At 40.7% G+C, this 21,571-nt stretch carries 17 protein-coding genes; 8 read left to right on the top strand and 9 right to left on the bottom strand.

Annotated features, from left to right (window positions below; translation table 11 throughout):
* Window positions 1-8: 8 nt before the first annotated feature.
* Both B2746_RS09860 and B2746_RS09855 read left to right on the top strand, forming a co-directional pair.
* Window positions 9-1,295 (top strand): hypothetical protein, encoded by a 1,287-nt coding sequence (locus B2746_RS09860; protein ID WP_290792851.1) that lies wholly within the window; start codon window positions 9-11, stop codon window positions 1,293-1,295.
* A gap of 98 nt (window positions 1,296-1,393) precedes the next feature.
* Window positions 1,394-3,583: a glutamine synthetase III gene (locus tag B2746_RS09855; protein ID WP_290792848.1), complete on the top strand. Its 2,190-nt coding sequence runs from the start codon at window positions 1,394-1,396 to the stop codon at window positions 3,581-3,583.
* A gap of 65 nt (window positions 3,584-3,648) precedes the next feature.
* Here B2746_RS09855 and B2746_RS09850 read toward each other — a convergent pair whose 3' ends face one another.
* On the bottom strand, window positions 3,649-4,110 hold the full coding sequence (locus B2746_RS09850) for a DinB family protein (RefSeq protein ID WP_290792846.1): 462 nt from the start codon (window positions 4,108-4,110) through the stop codon (window positions 3,649-3,651).
* A gap of 63 nt (window positions 4,111-4,173) precedes the next feature.
* Entirely contained in the window at window positions 4,174-4,731 is a 558-nt protein-coding gene (locus B2746_RS09845) for a sugar O-acetyltransferase (protein WP_290792843.1), read from the bottom strand.
* 158 nt (window positions 4,732-4,889) lie between these two features.
* On the opposite strand from B2746_RS09845, the gene B2746_RS09840 reads away from it, so the two are divergent.
* A complete protein-coding gene (locus B2746_RS09840) occupies window positions 4,890-5,507 on the top strand; it encodes a hypothetical protein (RefSeq protein WP_290792841.1) in 618 nt (205 codons plus the stop codon).
* A 108-nt stretch (window positions 5,508-5,615) separates the two neighbouring features.
* On the opposite strand, the gene B2746_RS09835 is transcribed toward B2746_RS09840, so the two are convergent.
* From B2746_RS09835 to B2746_RS09825, 3 genes are all read right to left on the bottom strand, one after another.
* Window positions 5,616-6,848, bottom strand: coding sequence for a DUF3999 family protein (locus tag B2746_RS09835; protein ID WP_290792838.1), 1,233 nt, complete (start codon window positions 6,846-6,848; stop codon window positions 5,616-5,618).
* On the bottom strand, window positions 6,832-9,162 hold the full coding sequence (locus tag B2746_RS09830; RefSeq protein WP_290792835.1) for a DUF2339 domain-containing protein: 2,331 nt from the start codon (window positions 9,160-9,162) through the stop codon (window positions 6,832-6,834). Before B2746_RS09830 ends, B2746_RS09835 begins: the two co-directional genes overlap by 17 nt.
* 130 nt (window positions 9,163-9,292) lie before the next feature.
* Window positions 9,293-10,294: a hypothetical protein gene (locus tag B2746_RS09825; protein WP_290792833.1), complete on the bottom strand. Its 1,002-nt coding sequence runs from the start codon at window positions 10,292-10,294 to the stop codon at window positions 9,293-9,295.
* Window positions 10,295-10,423: 129 nt separating this feature from the next.
* Here B2746_RS09825 and B2746_RS09820 point away from each other — a divergent pair, with 129 nt between their 5' ends.
* Together B2746_RS09820 and B2746_RS09815 are read left to right on the top strand one after the other, a co-directional pair.
* The gene (locus B2746_RS09820) at window positions 10,424-12,310 is read left to right on the top strand and encodes a tetratricopeptide repeat-containing sensor histidine kinase (RefSeq protein ID WP_290792830.1); all 1,887 of its coding nucleotides are present in this window, start codon (window positions 10,424-10,426) and stop codon (window positions 12,308-12,310) included.
* On the top strand, window positions 12,307-12,963 hold the full coding sequence (locus tag B2746_RS09815; RefSeq protein WP_290792827.1) for a response regulator transcription factor: 657 nt from the start codon (window positions 12,307-12,309) through the stop codon (window positions 12,961-12,963). Before B2746_RS09820 ends, B2746_RS09815 begins: the two co-directional genes overlap by 4 nt.
* Here B2746_RS09815 and B2746_RS09810 read toward each other — a convergent pair.
* A complete protein-coding gene (locus B2746_RS09810) occupies window positions 12,960-14,072 on the bottom strand; it encodes a hypothetical protein (RefSeq protein ID WP_290792825.1) in 1,113 nt (370 codons plus the stop codon). The genes B2746_RS09815 and B2746_RS09810 overlap by 4 nt on opposite strands.
* Before the next feature lie 160 nt (window positions 14,073-14,232).
* Here B2746_RS09810 and B2746_RS09805 point away from each other — a divergent pair, with 160 nt between their 5' ends.
* The 3 genes from B2746_RS09805 to B2746_RS09795 all read left to right on the top strand — a co-directional run bounded on the left by B2746_RS09805 (window position 14,233) and on the right by B2746_RS09795 (window position 17,533).
* The gene (locus tag B2746_RS09805; protein ID WP_290792822.1) at window positions 14,233-16,413 is read left to right on the top strand and encodes a WG repeat-containing protein; all 2,181 of its coding nucleotides are present in this window, start codon (window positions 14,233-14,235) and stop codon (window positions 16,411-16,413) included.
* A gap of 76 nt (window positions 16,414-16,489) precedes the next feature.
* Window positions 16,490-16,765: a hypothetical protein gene (locus tag B2746_RS09800; RefSeq protein ID WP_290792819.1), complete on the top strand. Its 276-nt coding sequence runs from the start codon at window positions 16,490-16,492 to the stop codon at window positions 16,763-16,765.
* A gap of 6 nt (window positions 16,766-16,771) precedes the next feature.
* The gene (locus B2746_RS09795; RefSeq protein WP_290792817.1) at window positions 16,772-17,533 is read left to right on the top strand and encodes an endonuclease/exonuclease/phosphatase family protein; all 762 of its coding nucleotides are present in this window, start codon (window positions 16,772-16,774) and stop codon (window positions 17,531-17,533) included.
* Here the strand turns inward: B2746_RS09795 and B2746_RS09790 are convergent.
* Genes B2746_RS09790 through B2746_RS09780 form a run of 3 tightly spaced genes read right to left on the bottom strand, consistent with a single transcriptional unit; the run spans window position 17,524 to window position 21,563 of the window.
* Window positions 17,524-17,985 (bottom strand): GyrI-like domain-containing protein, encoded by a 462-nt coding sequence (locus tag B2746_RS09790; protein ID WP_290792814.1) that lies wholly within the window; start codon window positions 17,983-17,985, stop codon window positions 17,524-17,526. The genes B2746_RS09795 and B2746_RS09790 overlap by 10 nt on opposite strands.
* Window positions 17,986-18,042: 57 nt before the next feature.
* Complete coding sequence (locus B2746_RS09785; RefSeq protein ID WP_290792812.1) at window positions 18,043-19,194, bottom strand: PepSY-associated TM helix domain-containing protein; 1,152 nt, start codon at window positions 19,192-19,194, stop codon at window positions 18,043-18,045.
* Window positions 19,195-19,214: 20 nt separating this feature from the next.
* On the bottom strand, window positions 19,215-21,563 hold the full coding sequence (locus B2746_RS09780; protein ID WP_290792810.1) for a TonB-dependent receptor: 2,349 nt from the start codon (window positions 21,561-21,563) through the stop codon (window positions 19,215-19,217).
* Window positions 21,564-21,571: the final 8 nt, after the last annotated feature.

Raw genomic sequence — 21,571 nt, 5'->3', positions numbered from 1 at the left:
ATTAAGTGATGTTGATAGTTATTCTCTTTTTAGTCGCATTTCTTTTTTTCTATTTCCTCCTGAACCGATTAACCCGTGATAGCAGAACGTTGATAAGTTCCCCCCAGATTGCATTGGTATTGCTTCTCAAAACCGCTTTTGGATGTTTTTATGGATGGTTGTTTTTGCATCTGTATGGAGGCGATGACACCTGGATTATCCATGACGATACGCTTATTGAATGGGAACAAATGAAAATTAATCCACTTCGGTTTTTCACCTATGATCTTTGGCTGGACCAATATATACGGGATTTTGGGTGGAAAGAAGGGCTTTCTTATTTCAGGATGAAACTGGAAAAAGCGTTGATTAATAAACCACTCGGGCTTTTTAATTTTTACTCACAGGGCAACTATTATATTAATGTCATAGCATTTAGCTTTATGAGCTTTTGGGGGAGTTTCTGGCTTTACCAGGTGTTGGCCAAACTACTACCTGCCTATAAAAAATGGTCATTTCTTGTTTTGTTTCTTTACCCCCCTGCCGTATTCTGGCTTAGCGGAATCCGGAGCGATGGATTGCTGTTTTTCTTTTTCAGCCTTTTTGTATCACGACTCTTTTTTGGGTTTTCAGAAGGCAGACGTTCATCCAACTGGTGGCTGGCACTGTTTGCCTGGATCGGAATGATCGTCATAAAAGCAAGTTTTGCCTTCCTTTTATTGGTACCGGTTGCCTGCTGGTGGCTGGTGGTTAAAAAAAACTGGTCCAAACAAAAAGCTTTTTTTGGCATACAGCTACTGGCCCTGCTTTTGTTTTTTTTATCCGGGTTATTACCCGGATTACTAAATTTCCCCAAAGGAGTCAGGAGGGTTCAGCAGGAGTTTTTTGCTTTGGAAGGTAATACCCGAATTGATCTGCCGGCATTAACTGATAGTCCCATCAGTTATTTGAAAAATCTTCCGGCAGCACTTGATAATATATTCCTGCGGCCCTATCCCTGGGATGCAAAAGGGATTTTACAATATGTAATGGTTGCACAAAATATTTTTATAATATGTTTGGCCCTCCTATTTTTTTTAAAACGATTTCCCGGCAGGCCGGATCTGGTTCCCCATTCATTTTTATGGGTACTTTTTTTCTTCAGCCTAAGTTTCTATCTATCAATAGGTTATACCATCCCTTTCCCCGGGGCAGTGATTCGATACAGAGTTATTGCAGAAACATTATTGGTCTGGTTTCTGAGTATAGGTGCGCTGGGCAAGCAGCTTACACATTATGAATTTTTCAATGTTTATAAAAAACGAATAATCTCCTAAAAATCTTTAGGTCCTACTTAGAATGTTATTAAATTTTTAAGCAACTTAGCGGAAATTTATTCTTTAACGGAAAAATTCACAGCTAAAAACTATTTCTCATGTCATTACGTGTTAGTGCTATCAACAACATCAGCCAGGGAAAGGAAGTGAAGGGTCCCGGTTCAGCCAAAATCACTGCTTTATTCGGCGAAAACGTTTTCACCTTACAAAAAGCCAGGGCTTTCCTGAGCGATGAGGCGTACAAAAGCCTGTTAACCTCTATTAAAGGAGGAAAAAAAATTGACCGTACGGTTGCCAATCAGATCGCTGCAGGTATTCGTCAGTGGGCTGAAACAAAAGGCGTAACACACTATACACACTGGTTCCAGCCATTAACAGGAACCACTGCAGAAAAACATGACTCCTTTTTTACCTTAAAAAGTGATGGTACTGCAATTGAAGAGTTTGACGGTGCAGCCCTGATTCAGCAGGAGCCGGATGCCTCTTCTTTCCCAAGTGGTGGTATTCGTGCAACATTTGAAGCACGCGGATACACTGCATGGGATCCATCTTCTCCTGCATTCATCATGGAGATCGGAGATGGTAAAACACTTTGCGTTCCAACCATATTTGTTTCCTATACCGGTGAAACACTGGATTATAAAGCTCCTCTGTTGAAATCTTTGGAGGCGTTGAATAAAAGTGCAGTAGAAGTTGCTAATTATTTCGATAAAAATATTAGCCGCGTAGCAGCAACACTGGGATGGGAACAGGAATATTTTGTTATTGACGAAGGCATGTTCAATGCACGTCCTGATCTGGTGTTGAGTGGCCGTACCGTATTTGGACATGCGCCTGCAAAAGGTCAGCAGTTGGAAGATCATTATTTCGGATCCATTCCTGAGCGTGTGTATGCGTTCATGCGTGATTTCGAAAACGAATCATACAAACTGGGTATTCCGTTGAGAACCCGTCACAATGAGGTAGCACCTGCTCAGTTTGAGTGTGCTCCCATTTTTGAAGAAGTGAGCGTTGCGGTAGACCATAACACCCTCCTGATGGATGTGATGAACCGCGTTGCCCGCAGACATGGTTTGCGTGTATTGTTGCATGAGAAACCATTTGCCGGCATCAACGGTAGTGGTAAACACAACAACTGGAGTATGTCAACCGATACCGGTGTTAACCTGCTGGCTCCCGGAAAAACGCCGAAGACCAACCTGATGTTTCTGACCTTCTTTGTAAACAGTATCAAAGCGGTACATGATTATGCCGATCTGCTGCGTGCCAGTATTGCATCTGCAAGTAATGATCACCGTTTGGGTGCAAACGAAGCCCCTCCTGCCATCATTTCTGTATTCATTGGCCAGTACCTGACCAAAGTACTGAATGAGATCAAAGAGCGCGTGGGTGATAAATTTGATGAGCAGGACGAAGCCATCCTAAAATTGGATCTCCACAGAAGTATTCCTGAATTATTGTTGGATAATACCGACCGTAATCGTACTTCGCCTTTTGCATTTACCGGTAATAAGTTTGAATTCCGCGCTGTAGGTTCAACCGCCAACTGTGCCAATGCAATGACTACCGTGAACACCATCATGGCCGATACGCTGAAAAAGTTCAAAAAAGACGTAGACGTTCTGATTGAAAAAGGGGAGAAAAAAGAAATCGCCATCATGCATGTTATCCGTGAATACATTGTTGCAAGCGACAAAGTATTGTTCGAAGGTGACGGATACAGCGAAGAGTGGGCTAAAGAAGCTGAAAGACGCGGATTGCCGAACCTGAAAACCACTCCGCTTGCATTGGATGCAATGGTAACTGAAAAAGCCAAGCACCTGTTCGAAAGCAATGAAGTACTTTCTCATATTGAGCTGGAAGCCCGTCATGAAATTGAGCTGGAGAAATACATCAAGAATGTTCAGATTGAAGCACGTATCATGGGTGAGCTTTGCACCAGCCATGTATTGCCGGCATCTATCAAATACCAGAATATCCTGATCAACAATATCAAGGGATTGAAAGAAATTGGCCTGAAAGAAAGCAGCTATGCCAATCAGTTCCAGATTCTGGAAAAAATCAGCGAGCACATCAATATCCTCTCCGATCTGGTGGAGAAAATGATTGAAGCGCGTAAGATCTGCAATGCAATGGACAATACCCGCACCAAAGCGATCGCCTACGAAAGTCAGGTTAAAGCACCATTCTTCGATGCTATCCGCTACCGTGTTGACAAACTCGAACTCCTGGTAGACGATGCCAACTGGCCGCTGCCTAAGTACAGAGAAATGTTGTTCATCCGTTAATCAACCAAGATCGACAGATTATAGCAAAACCCGCCGATTGGCGGGTTTTGTGTTTTAAAAAAGTATTATTGAACAAATTTCCTGATACTCATCATATAACCCAGGTGTAAGCCTTCATGGAAATTATTAAACTCCAACGCATCTTCAATGGATGCCAGATGGAAACCGGTTACCGTCTCCCGCTCTATATAGGTTTGAAAAACTCCCAGTTGAAAATCAGCTTCGGTTTTTGCAACCTGTGAAACAAGCAGTTCTTTTAGCTTATTTACTTCTTCCTGAGACACTGGTTGTTCGGGCTTTGTTCCCGGCTTGTAGGAATTTATAAGCTCCTCTGAAATTGACATGGGCAAACCGGAGCCCCGGTAAACCAGCGATTCCTGAGCCACGATAATATGGCCGATATTCCAGATAAGATTATTACTAAATCCCGGTGCTATATAATTCAATTGCTCGGTCGAATACTTATCAAAAAAAGTTAAATATAGTTTTCTGCTAGATTTCCAGGCTTTGAAAATAGTATTGCTCATCGGGCATTTTTTTTTGTAACAATACGAATTTCTTACCCAATGCATGGCTCTTTATACCTACTACTACTCATTGGATCGGATTATACGGCATGGATTCCCTGCTGCAATTACATCTGCAGGGATATCTTTTGTAACTACACTGCCGGCCCCAATAATTGCACGATCACCAATTTTGACACCCGGACAAATAACAACACTCCCGCCAATCCATACATCTTCACCAATGGTGATTGGTTTTGCAAATTCAATTCCCGAACTTCTTTCTAAATGATTCAATGGATGAGTTGCTGTATAAATTTGTACATTGGGCCCAAACATGGTTCTGCTTCCAATGGCAACTTCGGCAACATCCAGTACGATACAATTAAAGTTGAAAAAGACCTGCTCTCCCATTTTCATATTATACCCATAATCACAATAGAAAGGAGGTTGCATCCATAGCCCGGATGAAGCATTGGGAAATAATTTATTCAAAATGGCATTTCTCTGCTCAGGCTCATCTTCCCTGCTTGCATTTAATCTCTGCAAAAGCAATCTTGCCTGAATACGATCTTCAACCAACTGTTTATCCAATGGATCATACAGTTCACCGGCTATCATTTTTTCTTTTTCTGATTTCATATTTGGTAAAGTGATCCTGTTTAATAATTTTAACAGTGTATTTTTTCCTCCTTAATATGCCGGAACTATTTATTCCCTTATCATTGGTTAATTATTGTAATACAAGTTAAATGGAAAATTATTCCTGCCATAAAATTATATATAGCATAGTCGCATTGATGGCTATTCTAAGCACTGGTTATACTCAGGAAAAAGGTACTGTAGAGCATCTGGGTAATATCAACAAACTGATTACAGTAAACAGGTCAATAAGCTTAGAAACAGAGAAGGAATCTGGTTATATCAGGGTTTCAGAAGCAAAAGGAGAAGGACTGGTCTGGCTTCCAATAGAACATTTCACAACCGGCACCATCCAGGTTGAATTGAGAGGAAAGGATGTATTTCAGCAAAGTTTTATTGGAATCGCATTTAGTGGACAGAATAATGAAACCTATGAAGCTGTTTATTGCAGACCATTTAATTTTCTTGCCAAAGATTCCGTTCGAAGAATTCATGCGGTACAATATATAGCACATCCGGAGTATACCTGGAAAAGACTTCGGGAAGAAAGAAATGGAGTTTTTGAAAAGGAAATAAAAAATCCACCGAACCCATCTGACTGGTTTACTATGACACTTAAAATAACCGAAAATCAGGTGGTTGTTATAATTAATAATTCAGCTGATCCTTCGTTAACGGTAACCCGAATCCATCCCAATCAAAAAGGAAAAATCGGGCTTTATACAGGAGATAGTAGCGGCGGTGATTTCAGGAATCTTGTTTATACGCACAACTAAAGCAACCAATTTCATTGACGATACTGTTTTTGGAGGTATTCACACCCCGCTGAAGTTGAACAGGTGTAATCAGATCAGCCTGGTAGAATTTTCATTTGAACTCGACGGTTATTTTTTTTTAATCATGGTGAAGGTAAATCCAGCCAGTAATACGATGATACTCCCCATCACAATCCATAACCACCATTTGTTGGTGAAAAGAGGTTGTTCCGTAACGGGTTCTTTTTTCATTGTGCTCAGTTCTGCTCCCAAATTCAGCACCTGAGCATCCACCGGAACTTTATCTTTAAAGTGTTGTAAATCATAAATGGCCCCGGAGGCATGGCTGTTTCCATAATACAAAGCATAGGTTCCTGGTACGGTAAAACGAGTCAACAATTCATGCACATATCCTTTAAGCACAACACCACCGATTGACAAGATTTGATTATCCTGGTTGTCAATAATGATCTTAAGTTTTTGCACCAGCCTGCTTTCCCATTCCCATTGCTTATTTTCAAAAGAGTTCAGAGTGCCCGATAACAGGGTTTGGTAATTATAAATCCAGTCTTTTTCTAGTTTAACACTGTCGGTTTGATATTGAATGGTGATCGGCCGATAATAATCAAAACTGTCTTTGACTTTGATTTCCAGGGAGCTAACGGGAACAGGATACTCCAGCATCAGGTCTAAAATCGTTTGCTTTGTGTCTTTTTTCTCAATAGCAGTAAATTCCTTCAAAGGGTAACTCCTGCTATTGCCGGGTACCATTTGATGGTTAATAATACTGGCAGCAACCAATTCCGGCTGAATCGGGCTGTTAATGGAAAGCCGGAGAAATCGGTATTTTGAATCCGGGAAGTTTAGTGTCGTAAATTGAAAATCGATTGATTCATTTTTAATGGAAAGAATACGGTAATCGCGTACAATTGTAAACCAGTCCTGCTGATTCTGACTGCCTTCAAGCTTTATTCTCCAGTCAAAATTCGGTTGCTTAAATTCAAGCTGGAATTGATTTACTGATTCAGCAGTGGGGATTTCAAACGTAAAATAGAATCCGTTTTCATTGCTTGCCTGATTGATGGTTTTAAAATCAATAGTACGGTTACTGATTTGATCGGCTGCTTTGCGAACTAAATAAGGTGCTTCTACCGTGTCTTTATTTGGAGTCAGGCCATAAATCCGGATATCCGAATAGTCATTCTTCAACTTCTGAAAGATATCATCCGGAAGCTGAATTTTATGCCAATGGGAAGTAATTCCCTCCAACTCTCTTTTGTACTGAAATGTATTTATCTGGCTTATAACAGGAAGGTACCCCAGGGTGAATACCAATATCAATACTTTAATTCTCCAATTCATCCGTAATAACATGTTTGTACTTGTTGTATAAAAAAGATATTACCAATAGCAAAACTCCTAAGGACACAAATACGATGGTTTTAGAAATGGTATCCAGGTGGGCAATGTCATAGGTAAATAGTTTGATCAGTGTTATGCCAAATAAAGCGATGGCACCAATTCGCATGGGTTTGTTTTTCTTCCAAATACCCAGGGCAATCAGGAACAGTGAATACAACCCCCACAAAATACTCAACCCCAGTTTATAGGATTGCGAGGAATGGGCGATATCCATCCAGTTAATAAGTTCACTACTGGCAATCCACACAATAGAAGCATGCAGCAGGAAATCAAATGCAGGCTTCCTATTCAGTTTCATGAAATCCTGTTTGATATATTTATAACAGGTAAAGAGGGTGAATGCAACAAATACAAAAGAGATATACCGTATGCTGATATTGAAACGCCCTCTCTTATAAAACTCCGATAAGCTTTGGCTAAGGTAGGATTCCCTCAGTTCGCTCAGGTCGTACAAGCCCTGGGTCAGAAAACTAACCATCGCCAACAGGAGGAGCACCAGGTTAACATATCCGAAATTCCGGTTTCTGAAATAGCGGAAGTTAGCGAAAGCGAGTATGGAAACAAAAGCAAGTGAGTAAAGAATAATCCAGACATTTTTGTACTGTACCAGATCATAGTCCCAATAATAGTTGAGATACTCTGAATTACCAGTTTTTATTTCAAGCGATGAATCTACATAGCGTTGGGTCCAGTAATTGCTAATTTCCACCCGAATACCCAGGTACATAATCAGAATAAGGATACCCGGTATAAAATAAGCAACAATAGATGCGAGTTCTTTTTGAGATTCAAATGCGGGATTGTATGCTTTTTTATGATGAATAAAATTGATAAACCCAAATGCACTAAGAAACAGTACATAACTCAGGAAATGGATATTAAAAACAGGGAAAAACCGTTCATTCGAGTAGCTTTTGTAAAAGTCATAATTGAAAACTGTCCAGTCCTGAATAATACTGAAAAATGCGAGCAGCATCAATGCATAGGAGATTTTTTCATAGACCGGCGTCTGTCTGGTTCTTCCTATCCAAAATAACAAGGCGGCCTCTCCTGCCCAAACCAACGTAACCCAATTACCATCCAGTTGAACGGGAATAGCGATGGTGATAAAAATAAGTACCAGTCCGGATACCAGGTAAAATATGGTGCGGTCTGCCAGTTGTTTTCGGTAAATGACCACACTCACTACAAAATGAATGATTGCGTTACCAAGCGTGAAAAGCCCCAATAGGTGCTTTCCGGTGTGGTGGTTAGCCAGTATCGCATATCCCAGGCCATAAAACAGGAAGGAGTTCAAAACCAGCAACAACACATCGCTTACAACAAATTTTTGGTTTTGCAGAAGTTTATAGGCTAGGAAAGTAAGGTAAAAAAGGGTAAAATTAATTGCAAGAAAAAGAAGCGATAAAGCAAACTGCTTTTCCTGTTCGTAGAAAAATGAAAACCAGCTTGTATAAATTATCCAGGTTAATCCAAAAGCTGCGAAATAAAGCGGTTTCCAGTATTTTTTTATTGCAATGAACAGGATTCCCAGGTTAATAATAGCCATATAGGAGAAAAGTATCCCTATTTTACCCGATCCATCGCTAAGTAAAAAGGGAACGGCATAGGCTCCCACCAGACCGATAAGGGCAATTACCTGCCGATTGTAATGGATAGCCGCCACCACCGTAAAAACAGTAAACAGCAACATCAGCAGAAAAGCAAATAATTGGGGAAATAATTCATACAAACTATACGCAGTATAGGTAATGAAATACATCACCGCCATAGCACCGCTTAATAAAACAGCGCTGAAACTTTCATACCTGGCTTTAAGTTTGATAGCAAATCCAAGAAGGCCCAAACCTACCAGGTATCCCAGAATAATACGGGTAAGCGGACTAATGAGCTCATTATCGATGGCATATTTGGCACCTATCGCTACACCGATGACTGTGATAACAATGCCTATTTTATTGATCAGGTTTTCGCCTATAAACTTCTCCCAGTCTGATTTTTCTTCAGGCCTGGTGTTAGCTGGTGCGGGAGGGCGGTAAGATTCAATTACATTTTGAGCCATACTGATTGGAAGGGCGGGCTCCTTGATTTCCGGAGCAATTGGTTTTTCCTCCTGAACAATTGTCTTTTCCTGCTTTAATTGGAGTATCTGATTTCGAAGACTATAAATCTCTTTTGCAAACTCTTCATGTCTTTTTAAAAGCAATTCTAATTTGCTCAGGAGCTGATTAATTTGTTCGCTGTTACTGCTCATTTAGTAATTGGCTGAAAATGATATTAATACCAGCCAATATATATATAATCCGGTTGAGGAACAAGAGCAGACAGAAAAACAAATGCCCGGACAAATAACTTGCCCGGGGTGCCAGGAAAAACCAACTTCACTAGCGATTTGCCTTGATATAAGCTATCAGGTAATTATTGAAAGTATCCAATGCATCAAGCACTGCTTTTTTGTACAAGGCTGGATCAGCTTTTACGGTATAGGTGAACTCCCCTGTAGCGCGACCATTACCTATCAATCCGCCACTAAAAATAGCTGCCATATCACCAGCCACATTTGATTTAAAGCGCTTCATAGTTTCCGGCATGCCTTTGCCTGCCTGGGTTTCCAGGGCATACCCCAGTTCCGAATGCAGTGCCTTATCGTTCGGCATGATGGCATTGGTATAACCCCAATTGCGACCTGTAAATAATGCATAACTTCCATCTCCCCGCATCTTTGCACCCTGTGATACTCCCTCAATCCGAATTCTTGGAATCAGTGTTGATTTCGATTTTGTAGTAGTCAGTCCCTGTATATCTCTTGCAGACTGACTGATTTTCAATACAAATTCGGCAAAGTCAATGGTGATGAATACCTGTCCCACTGGCTTTTTCAAATCATTGCCCAAAGACGAATGTGCCCCCATCATACCAACCGGATATTCAATATAAGGTGCTTCATTGGCAGTAATAATCCGGCTTACACCCCAGTTTTTTTTAAAAACTTCCCGGTTTCGATCTGAACTTTTCTCTACCAGCTTTTTATAGGCATCTTTTTCCCGATACTCATCCGTTACAGATATTCCATTCTCTTTTAATTTCAGTGCCAATCTGGTGTAATACTCATTCGCAATCTCCTGCATCAGTGTCTCATCTATTCCCTCCAGAAAGGCCCAGGAGATAATATTTCCAGCTCCTCTTTTTTCCAGGGTTTCACGTGATGCCAGCTTGAATTGCAAATTAACACTGGTTAAACAGGCTTCGGTTTCACCTTTGAAGGGTGAACGGTGATTGCCTTTGGGGGCAAAAAATTTATTAGCATCTTTTTCTGTGATCTGCGCATTCAGAGATACGAAGCAAAACAATACTGCAGAACCAAGCAGGACTTGAATTTTTTTCATGGAATTGAATATTTAGCGTAAAAATGATCGTATTCTCATGGATTTGCAATACGCAAAATGTCGTATCCTGGCGTATATACCTCCCCGTTTGCCTGAATTGCTTAAATTCATGGCTGAACCCAACACCGTATGCTCAGATTAATGCTCGCCGGATGGCTACTACTGGCTTCAACAATTCTGCCCTTAACCCTGGCTGCTCAGACCAATACAGAAACTGATTCTCTAAAAAATATAATTCATACCACTTCTTCCGACAAGGAAAAAGCTACGGCATTGAGCGATCTTTGCTGGGCATATTTGTCCATATCTATAGACTCCGCTCTTCACTATGGCAATTTGGCGGTATTGGCATCTTCCCAAATTACAGACCGGAAAATAGAAGCGCAGGCACGGAATGATTATGGCACCGCACTATTATTGAAGGGAAGCCTGGATGCTGCCCTTTCTGAACTACGAAAAGCACTGGAAATCCGTACAGTAATAAAAGATTACAGTGGCTCTGCATCCATTCGTTTGAAACTGGGCAACTGTTACTACAAAGCCGGGAAATTAGATAGTGCCATGCAGCAGTTCACATCTGCTCTTTCCTATTATGAAAAAGAAAATAAAGCATTTGAAACTGCACAGGTGAAGGGGAACATTGGATCCTTGTATTTTACAATGGGGAATTATTCAAAATCAATTGAATACCAATCCCAAAGTGCAGAACTTCTTGAATCGCTAAATAAAATCTATGAACTATCTAACACGCTCGTCAATATCGGAAATACATACCTAAAAAAAAAGGACAGTTCCAACGCGGAATTACACTACCAGAAAGCAATTACCAGTGCAACCACTGCAGGTAATAAATATGCACATTCTGCTGCACTAAATAACCTAAGCAATATCCAAATCGGAAGAAAAGAATTTACTGAAGCTATTAAGCTTGCGCAGGAAAGCATTGAACTTCGAGCATCCATGGGAATGGAAGGAGAATTGGCAAGCGGCAGAACCACGCTTGCAATTGCACTCAATTCCACCGGGAACTATCAGAAAGCGCTGGAGGAGTTGAAACTGGCACAACCTTTTGCTGAATCAAATGGTTTAACCGAACAACTTATCAGTATTTACCTACAGTCTGCAATCGCTTATGGAGGTATTCATCAGGCTGATAGTATGCAACATTATCTTGGATTGTATGAAAGCACTAAAAACAGCTTCACTGAAAATGAAATGATTAAAACTTCTGCTGAATTGGAAACCCGATATCAAACTGCCCGCAAAGACTCCGTATTGGAACAAAACAAAGCTGATTTACGATTCAGAAATCTTGCTTTGGCGGGCATCAGTGTCCTGTTTGTTTTGTCGCTTGCTATTGCAGTGCTTTACTACAAACAGCAAAAATTACGAACAAATCAACAGCAAATGGCTCAACTCAATGAGCAGCGTATGCAGATTTCGAGAGAACTGCATGATAATATCGGAAGCTATCTCACCTTTATTAAATCTTCGGTTGAACAATTGGAGCCATCCGTTTCAACAGCCACAACTGCTCTCCATAATATACGACAACTAACAGATGAAACGATTTCCGAGCTTCGTAAAACAGTCTGGCTTATGAATAATCCGGAAGTAAGTGTTGCTGAATTTAACAGCAAACTGCAGGATTACTATAAAAAAATTCCCAAAATAACGGTCCATCCAACAGGCGCCCATTCTGAACTTATCCTTGGTTCAACCCTTTCCACACAGCTTTTCCGCATCATTCAGGAAGCAGTAAATAATGCAATGAAACACGCAGAAGCCGAATCAGTTTCCATTCAACTACAAAACAACATGGAAGCTATCAATCTAACGATCCGTGATAATGGGAAAGGCATGGTATCTAAAGACGGACAAATTGGTTCCGGACTTCGTAACCTGCGGGAAAGAGTTCAGGAATTCAGTGGTAAACTGGAAATTTTTAGCCGCCCGAATGAAGGAACCAGCTTACAGATTCAGCTTCCCATTAAACAACTCAAACAATCGGTATGAAAATAAGAATTGCTGTAGCAGAGGACAATGCAAGAACGATGGCAGCTATCCTTGACAAACTGGCATCTGATCAACAGCTTGAGATATGTATCCAGGCGCAAAACGGCGCTGAATTATTAGAAAAAATACCGGGACAATCCATTGATCTCATTTTGATGGATATTGAAATGCCGGAACTCAACGGCATATTAGCCACAAAAGAACTTAAACAACAAAATCCATCCTGCAAAATCATCATGCTGACAACATTTGATGATGATGAAAAAATTTTCCAATCCATTCTGGCCGGAGCAAATGGTTATCTGTTAAAAGAAGAAACAGGTCCGGAACTGGTGCAGCTAATCCGGCAAACCATGAATGGCGGGGCTGCCATGTCTGCCAGCATTGCATTGAAAGCACTACAATATATACGTGCAGCAGAATCATCCAAAAAAAACAGCCAAACCGGGCAAATGGATTGCATCCTTACACCAAGAGAAATTGAATTGCTGGAGCTTCTTAAAGATGGCTTGGGTTATAAACAGATTGGTGCAGCTCTTCAAATAAGTGAAGGCACTGTCCGTAAACACCTTGAGAATATTTACCGAAAACTACAGGTTAATAATAAGGTTAGTGCGATCAATGCCGCGACCCGAAAAAAATGGATCTTTTAAAGTCCCCTTTGTACTACTGTCAATTGCCGGTTACTCAGCACTAAACAATACATTTTACCATTCAGCTCTTCCACATCAAGCAATCTGGAACAGGGATCCAGATCGGCTGGAAGCTTGTAAGAATATTGTTTAAATGTTATTCCATCAAATACACCCAATGCACTGCAATCAGAATCACCTTTACCCAGCAGCATATACAATTTTCCGTTGACTGCACGAATACCCGAAACCTGAAATTGAAGCCCCTCACCCAATTCTACAATCGTCTTATCTGTATCAAGATTTCTTAATTCGCCATCCCTTATTCCAAACAGATTTTTTCCAATGGCTGCATAAAAGGAATAAGTAGAATTAAAGCTTCCATCCAATGCTTCCTGAAAAACATGTTCCTTTCCAGTTTGTAAAGATTGTCCGTCAAAATAAAAACCTGTCACTTTATCGGTACGATCGAAACTGCCATTCAACTGGCGGTAATTGGTAAAATTGATGAATGAATCCGAGGAAAGAACAATGGCATTTAATCCGGTATTTCCGATCTCTTTTTTCTGATCAAATCGATCGTTCGTCAGATTCCATAAAAAACTGGTTCCATTACTTTGTTGTGCCATCAGGTGAAGCTTACCTTCATTGATCCACCATCTCAAACTCTGCAGCGGTGTATTTTCCTGGTTGTTATGATCCGTAAAATTCAACTGTGCAATATTTTCAAACGCCTCACTAATCCATTTATACAGGAAATAAGAATACCGGTAGCCTGCCACCTGGCCGTTTTGAAAAGGCTCTCGATACTCCATGATACCGTAAATAGTTTTATTAAAGTTGGTCAGTAACAAAAATTCCTGATTTGGCTGTTCATAGGCTCGCCAGCCATCCTTTAACGGAAACAAAAACACACTATTAAAATTCCCGAATTCAGCACTGGTTGCACACATAAAAGGTTCATTATTGTGCATAACCAAATCAGCCCTTTCATACAACCGTGGAGTACCCGGAATTCGTTCAACCAGCATAAATGAAGCAGTACCGGATGCATCATCGTTTTCATTATTCTTACTACAGGAAAAAATAAAACAGGTGCTAAGCACCAGAAAGGCAATGGCTCTTTTCATTCTATTGGATTTTATTCGTAAAGTAAAAATCACGCATACAGGCCGGAGGTACAATACGCAATAGTTCGTATTCCTATGCTCAAAATCCATAAATACTCGAATTTGCTGCACTAAATCAAATTGTCTTCCGTTTTAACTACACAGTAATTAAACAACTCAGATGAAAAACCTTTCAATTATTATTTTGCTGTTAGTAATGCAAAATTTTCTTCAGGCGCAGCAGATGCTTCCCTTTTCAGAAAATAATAAATGGGGATTTAGAGATGCATCCGGCACTATACTGATTCAGCCAATTTATTCCTATGCCACTCCATTTGATAATGGTCTTGCAGCTGTAAAATTTAATTCAGGAAAATTTGGAGCAATTGACAAGGCGGGAAAGACAATTTTTGAACTAAGAGGAAACTATACCGGAATTTCAGCATTTCATGATGGCTTTACAGTTGCCTATACAATAAAAAAAGTATTTATAATTGACAGGTCCGGTAAAATTGTTAATGACTTTAGTGCTCCTCTTATTCAGAACGCCAAACACCTTGGAGAAGGTATAATTGGTATTGCAGGTATATCCAACTACTGGGCTTATTTTACTTTTAAGGGAGCCGCACTTACCAAATTTGCATTCAATACACCGTCTCCATTTAAACACGGAAAAACAATCGTCTACGACAGATATAATCCGGTAGGCGGATTGATGGACACTAAAGGCAGATTTACCATAAATGTCGTTAACAAAGATTTTAAGGAAAGTGTGCAACCGGGGCAATATCTCTATAAACGAAATGAATATCCGGGTAAATACAATGTAGTTGATGAAACAGGAAAACTCATGTTGCAAACAGATTATAGTATCCTGAAGCCAACTGCCGGAAGAGAATTATTTTATTCCGAAACGTCAAATCCGGAGCAAAAATTCCAACTAACCGGTTTATTGGATCAATCCTATAACAAACTTACAGCTGAAATTTTTCCAATTTGGAATACGGTTTACGAACAGGAGAAAATTATAGTAACAATCAATAAAATCCGTTATCTGTTTGATGCAACTGGTAAGCCTGAAACCATTGATGGGTCCTATGAGTATGCAGTTGCCGACCTGTTATTGCCAGTAGATACATTAAATGCCAGACCAGCTCATACCTGGGAACAAATTGATCAATTATTATTGAAATCGGCAGCAAAAGGATATGAACCGGCTAAAAAAAGAATTGAATCTATTGCTTCTATCCCTTTCTACCATCAAAAACTGACATCATTAAGAGTAAAATCCGGTTCAAAAGACCTCGATTCAATGGAAGTGCTGGCAAAAAAAGGAGATACGGCAGCAATGCTGAAAATTGCCATTGCTTACCTGTCAGGTACCGGTCGCCATAAGGACAGCGCTCTTGCAATCAGCTGGCTGGAAAAAACAATAACAAAGAAAAGTTCGCATGCAGCCAAACTTCTGTCAGCTGTTTATATCAACAGCATGAGACCGGAGCTGGCACTTAAAACAGTTGTTGCTTTCCGACATGATTCAATTTGTGCTTCTTTGTTTGCAAGACTAAGTAATGCAGGTGCAATGGACTATTTCAAAGGTTATTATTACGATAGTATTGCCATAGGATTAAAAGACCGATATGCCAAAGCGTTGGAATTCTATACGTATGCAAGTGCGGCTGGAAATAAAGATGCCGTATACGTACTTGCCCTAAAACAATTCAATGCCAATGAGGAAACCGATGCGATTAAAAAATTGACAGAAAACGCATCAGCACAACATCTTAAAAGTATTGAGTTTTTATATTACTACTATCTGGGATTAAAAGGTGGAAGCATAACCGAAAAAAACAAACAAGCCTATTCGATGAATGCAACACATTATCTTAACCAGTTAACAAATCATCCTGATGCAACAGAAAAAATGCTGGCTCTAGCAAACAGAAATGCAAAAAAAGATCAGGGAGACATGACAGGTCTGATTGTTGGTACCGTTATAGGAGTACCCAATGCAGCCGGTATTAAAAAAGTAATCACTTCCACCTCTTTAACCGGATTCTACACCAATGACGGGATTTATTATAGTGCAAAAGCAAGAAATGCCCCGGCAGCCTATAAAGGATATGTTGTATTGGCAGGAGAAAGCGACCTGGCTTTCAGAAAAACCTGTGGCAGCTGCAATGGTCATAAAACAGTTAATAAACAGGTAAAATCAGGTTCCTTTGTAACTAAAGACGTAACCTATAAAACAGGCAGCACCATCAGCGGTGACAAAAAGATCACTACTTATACAGAACACAATACTTTTAAAACCATCTCCGATCAATGTGATCGATGCAACGGAAGAGGGTATACCTATTAATAACACCTGTCTGACAAACCTATTCCAATAAATGCCTTATATTTAGTTTACAGCTATACCATATAAAAAACTAAATATGTCAACTCCCGATTTTCCAAATGGATTTGAATCCTGGCAAAAAACACATTTTGAAGTGGTGGAAGTTTTGTGTTATATCAGAAGCCTGGAAGAAGGTAAAAAGCCAAAAAGCTTTAATGAATCAGTAGATCAATCCGCTACCGAAGATCTATACCAGCTGGCGCTGAAACTGACCAATCAGTTCGAAGAACAAACCAAGGGAAAACATGAACGCTTTCTCTTCGATGAAATTGAAGATTTTGTTTGGGAAGAAGTAAAAAAAATGGAACACTAAGAAATTATGCTTCTGCTGTATCTTCTACTGTTATTTCAGCATGCTGGTTCAATTCATCCGACACAGCAAGCATTCACCATAATGACCTACAATATTCATCATGGTGCCAATAAACAGGAACAGATTACCCTTGATTCCATGGGTTTATTCATCAAAGATTCCGGTGCTGAAATCATTGGCCTGCAGGAAGTTGACAGTGTATGCGACCGATCTGGCAAAACTGATCAGATGAAGCGGCTTGCCCAGCTTACCGGCATGCAGTATGCCTTTGTGCGGCATTTTGCCTTTCAGGGAGGTGCATACGGACAGGGAATATTATCACGCTACCCAATAGAAAGCGTTGAAAATATCAGGCTCAGCATTTTGAAGAAAGACAGTCTGAGGCAATCACTTGCCTTAATTGCCGCTGTTGTGCAGGTTCCTGGAAAAGGCCGGGTAATTTTTGCCAATGCGCATTTTTCGCTGGATGCCCCTACCCGACTACAGCAGGCCAAAGAAGTGCTGGCTTATCTTAAAAAGAAAAACCTGCCTGCTATTTTTGTTGGCGATCTGAACGCAACTCCGGATCAGGAAGAAATACTGTTACTACAAAAGAAGCTGCTGCCGGTATCCGGATTGAACCAACCCAGTTTCCCGACAGAAGCTCCTGTAAAAACTATTGATTATATTTTTATCAACCGGCAAATGAAAGCAAAAACAGGACATACCCATGTCCCTTCCGTGCCGTTTTCAGATCATTTGCCCGTTATTTCAGGCATTCAATTCTGAACCCCAACAAAGATGTTTACTTCGGCATTGGACATATCTGCTGCTTTCTCATCATATACTTCAAAATCGGCCCGATAGGTTCGTTGCAATGGGCGGTCCCAGATTTCTGTCCAGGCATCATATACAATCCCCTCCAGCAAATTCCCTTTCACTGTAACCTGTTCGTAAATGCCCTCCGGAATTTCAATACCCTTCATGCCTTCCGGTATGTTTTCCAGAGATGCAACCTGGCATCCTAATAGTGTAGTATAGGGTTTTGTGAAATCCGATTCATACTCGGTATAGACACAATAAATAGTATCATTGATTCTGCCGGGGATTTGTTTCAGCAAACCCTGGCTTATGAATCGATTCCATAATTCCGGTATATCTGTTCCGGATTTCCCTGCTTCGTTGGATGTTCTTACTGTAATTCCGATTAAATACATGGATGCCTGACTGACCTGATTCATAGTTGGGTTAATTTGACGCGAAATTAGTATGGTCAGTGACAACCCTATGTCAGCAGTCTATGCTGGTTGAAAAATAACATCCTGAGCTACCCGTTGAGGTGCCGTTTTCTTTTTACGTCGCCCTCTCCATAACAAAAAGCCGGTTACAGGAAGAGAAGCGGCAATCAGACTACCAAAAAAAGCAAGGAATTTACCAGGTAATCCCAATACCGCACCTACATGGATATCATAATTCATTCGAACCAGTTTATCTGCCAGGGATGCTTCGTTAAAACTTCCTGCATAAGAGCCGGTAGCCGGAAGTTCTTCCCCACTAAAACGGTCGTAATGGTAGTAATCGACTTTATAATAGGTACCCGGACGATGATTCACTCCCATCTCAAGCGGATCCGTATCGAGGTCGGGATAAAAAACAGTAATACTTTCGGTCTCCTTCATATTTAGGAGATGCCCGGCCCAGAGATAATCCGCAATCAGGTCTGTATTTTTTCCCTCCGTATTGGGTTTTGATACCGGATGTTCATGGGGTGGTCTTTGCTTGCCTCCCGAGGTAGCATAATAAGTAGCATCAGCAAACCAATCAAATCCCCATACCAGTCCGGTTAATGCCAGAAAGATGCCGATCCAGCTCATATAAAATCCCAATACATTGTGCAGATCATAATTTACCCTTCTCCATTTCGCATTCCACTTGATGGAAAAACGTTGTTTCATGGCTGCTTTATTTTTAGGCCACCAAAGCACGATGCCACTTATCAGCATCACCAAAAAAACCAGTGTTGCAGATGCTACAATTGGACGGCCAATAGTTGGAGGTAGCCACAAATAAAAATGTCCATTCAGAACAATCCGAAAAAAATCTTTCGTCATATCCTTCACCTTCAACACCTCACCGGTATACGGATTCATTGCCACAATCGTGTAAGCAACCGTATCATAATAAGCCGCAAATGCTGCTTTATCCGGACCGGCATATTCCAATCCGCGAACCGGTCTGCCATCCAGGTGTTTTGCCGCAATCGCTTTTAATTGGGATGGCGGCAAGTAGGGTTTATCCTGTTTAGTTACAAATTGATACGGTTCGGTCAGGTTGCGGATTTCTTTTTCGAAAGCCAGCAAACATCCGGTAATTCCCAGAAAAACCACCAGTATGCCGGATGCGAGTCCGAGCCAAAGATGTGCAACTCCTATCAGTTTTTTAAACTTCATGAAACAACATATGAATTAGATCAAAACTTATATCCAACCGTGAACCGAACATTTGTTCCGGGCTCTGCCTGCCAGTAAAAATAATCGGCATAGGGAGCACCTGAATACAGGTATTTGTTCAGAATATTATTTACCACCAGATTCAACCCGATATTTTTACGCTGGTAAGAAATACTGCCATCCATTCTGAAATAATCCGGAAGACTGTTTTCTGTTCCATCAAAAACAAACCAGGGTGATCTTTTTGCCTGATATTGATAACCAACAGAAATTCCAAAACCTGCTAACCTTCCACGATCCAGGCGATAATTCAACCAGGAGTTCTGAATATGACGAGAAGAACCAGCTACCTGCGTACCAATTGCTGCTTTTTCAGGGTGATCGGTAACTTTTGCTTCTGTAAACGCATAGTTGATAATAACATCCAGCCCTTTTACAAGCTGTCCCTTTATATCAACTTCTACACCTTTGGTCTCCTGTTTGGTTTCTGTATTAAAAAATCCACCGGCGGGATTGGGTTTATTAGGATCAGCTGCCAATACATTATCCCGTTTAATCTGATAAACCGTTACTGCAGAGTTCCATTTTCCATTCAGCCAGTCTCTTTTAATACCCAATTCCATATTGGTTCCGGTTACAGGATCAAAGACACGCCCTGCCTCATCCACACCATAATTCTCCATGAATGATTGATCAAGTAATGCATAAGCTGCAGTATTGGCATCAATAGAATAACTCAAACCAACTCTCGGTGTAAACTTGCTGCGTTTGAAATCACCTGAATAAACATCTCCAGTCCGCAGTTCAGTAATTCTACCGGCCAGCGTTAATCGCAATTTATCCTCCATAAATCCAAGCTCATCCTGCAAATAGTAACCGGTATATCCGTTATAATAACGAACGCCTCTTTCCCGAATACTTTTACTGCGATCCACTTCAAGAATAGCCCCTTGTCCATATACCGGTTTGTACACATTAAATGTTGGTAAACCCAACATCGTATACTGATTCCAGTCGTGGAAGTATTCTTTATTACTCATATCCAGGCCCAGTAAAAATTTGTGACTTACTGACCCTGTCCGCTCCTGTCCATTTAAAAATAACTGTCCCATTTTGCTGGTACCTAATACATCCCAGCTACTCATGGAACGCTGCAATAAACTATCATTGTCCGGATCAAATCCGGCTGCCCATAAGGAAGCCCCTTCCTGATTATAATTAAAATAAGCAGCCTGAGCAGTCAGTTTCCAATTATCATTCAGTTTATGATCAAAAATTGCTAAGATGCTTCTGTCGAGCATTTTGGTTGCCGGCATTCTTGATTCCGCCAGCGTCATCGTTCTTGGCTGATCAGCATACCCTCTTTTAGAGAACAGGTAGTTGGAGCCAATCAGGTTTACTTCTGAATATTGATGCGTGTATTCCAATGTAACAGAGGTGCGGTCATCAATCAGGTATTTTAATACCGGTACAATAGAATACCGATTATTAAAATCAAACTGACGATGCGATCCTTTCATTTGTCCCATTACATTGATGCGATACAACAACTTTCCATTTTCCGTCAATTTTCCATCCAGATCTGCCGTTGCACGATACAAATCAAAGCTTCCCAAACTCATGGTTACTTCCCCTTTATTGCGGCCACTTGGTTTTTTAGTTACCACATTATAAAAGCCGGCAGGATCTCCATTGGATAACATAAAACCAGCCGGACCTTTAACAAACTCGATACGTTCCACCATGCTGATATCTTCCGTTAATGGTCCCCAGGTGGTGGATACATTCATGCCATTTCTGAATGCACCAACATTACTACCGCGCATGGTTATCCGAGCATAATTATCCCAGTGCTCTACTCTGGAGGCTCCACTAACGTTGCGGGTAACACCTTCCAGCATATCAAAAATCTGCTGGTCATTAATCAGTTTGGAAGTAACCACCTGAATATTCTGTGGCGTTTCAAGCAGGCTGCTGCCTAATCGAAGGGAATTGGAAACCCGGTTGGTTTTGAAACTATTTTTATTGCCAATCACCACTACTTCACTTAGTTCTCTGTTGGAAAGGTTTAATTGAAAATCAACCACACTGGTCTGGCCAGCATCCAACTGAACAGTGCGGGATACATCTTCATAACTTACCAGACTTACCAATATGGTATACTCCCCTTCAGGAAGGTTGGCGAAACTGAAATTTCCGCCGTTATCGGCAGATACCGTACGGTGAATGGGTTCCAATACAACAGTAACACCTTCGGCCGCTTTCTTGTCGGATGTGGTGATTTTTCCTTTTATTGTTCCGGTTCCGGTTTGAGCAAATATTCCTATACTACTAAAAATCAATAAAAATACCAGTGCAGTCTGTCTCATCTTCGTTC

It is taken from the genome of Flavihumibacter sp. UBA7668, assembly GCF_002483205.1.
In the GTDB taxonomy this organism is placed as follows: domain Bacteria; phylum Bacteroidota; class Bacteroidia; order Chitinophagales; family Chitinophagaceae; genus Flavihumibacter.
The sequence above is the reverse complement of the archived record's forward strand: the minus strand, read 5'-3'. Positions and strand labels throughout refer to the sequence as shown.

Coding starts and splice junctions, on each gene's coding strand:
- B2746_RS09860 (WP_290792851.1), top strand. CDS start 9: ATGTTGATAGTTATTCTCTTTTTAGTCGCATTTCTTTTTTTCTATTTC.
- B2746_RS09855 (WP_290792848.1), top strand. CDS start 1,394: ATGTCATTACGTGTTAGTGCTATCAACAACATCAGCCAGGGAAAGGAA.
- B2746_RS09850 (WP_290792846.1), bottom strand. CDS start 4,110: ATGAGCAATACTATTTTCAAAGCCTGGAAATCTAGCAGAAAACTATAT.
- B2746_RS09845 (WP_290792843.1), bottom strand. CDS start 4,731: ATGAAATCAGAAAAAGAAAAAATGATAGCCGGTGAACTGTATGATCCA.
- B2746_RS09840 (WP_290792841.1), top strand. CDS start 4,890: ATGGCTATTCTAAGCACTGGTTATACTCAGGAAAAAGGTACTGTAGAG.
- B2746_RS09835 (WP_290792838.1), bottom strand. CDS start 6,848: ATGAATTGGAGAATTAAAGTATTGATATTGGTATTCACCCTGGGGTAC.
- B2746_RS09830 (WP_290792835.1), bottom strand. CDS start 9,162: ATGAGCAGTAACAGCGAACAAATTAATCAGCTCCTGAGCAAATTAGAA.
- B2746_RS09825 (WP_290792833.1), bottom strand. CDS start 10,294: ATGAAAAAAATTCAAGTCCTGCTTGGTTCTGCAGTATTGTTTTGCTTC.
- B2746_RS09820 (WP_290792830.1), top strand. CDS start 10,424: ATGCTCAGATTAATGCTCGCCGGATGGCTACTACTGGCTTCAACAATT.
- B2746_RS09815 (WP_290792827.1), top strand. CDS start 12,307: ATGAAAATAAGAATTGCTGTAGCAGAGGACAATGCAAGAACGATGGCA.
- B2746_RS09810 (WP_290792825.1), bottom strand. CDS start 14,072: ATGAAAAGAGCCATTGCCTTTCTGGTGCTTAGCACCTGTTTTATTTTT.
- B2746_RS09805 (WP_290792822.1), top strand. CDS start 14,233: ATGAAAAACCTTTCAATTATTATTTTGCTGTTAGTAATGCAAAATTTT.
- B2746_RS09800 (WP_290792819.1), top strand. CDS start 16,490: ATGTCAACTCCCGATTTTCCAAATGGATTTGAATCCTGGCAAAAAACA.
- B2746_RS09795 (WP_290792817.1), top strand. CDS start 16,772: ATGCTTCTGCTGTATCTTCTACTGTTATTTCAGCATGCTGGTTCAATT.
- B2746_RS09790 (WP_290792814.1), bottom strand. CDS start 17,985: ATGAATCAGGTCAGTCAGGCATCCATGTATTTAATCGGAATTACAGTA.
- B2746_RS09785 (WP_290792812.1), bottom strand. CDS start 19,194: ATGAAGTTTAAAAAACTGATAGGAGTTGCACATCTTTGGCTCGGACTC.
- B2746_RS09780 (WP_290792810.1), bottom strand. CDS start 21,563: ATGAGACAGACTGCACTGGTATTTTTATTGATTTTTAGTAGTATAGGA.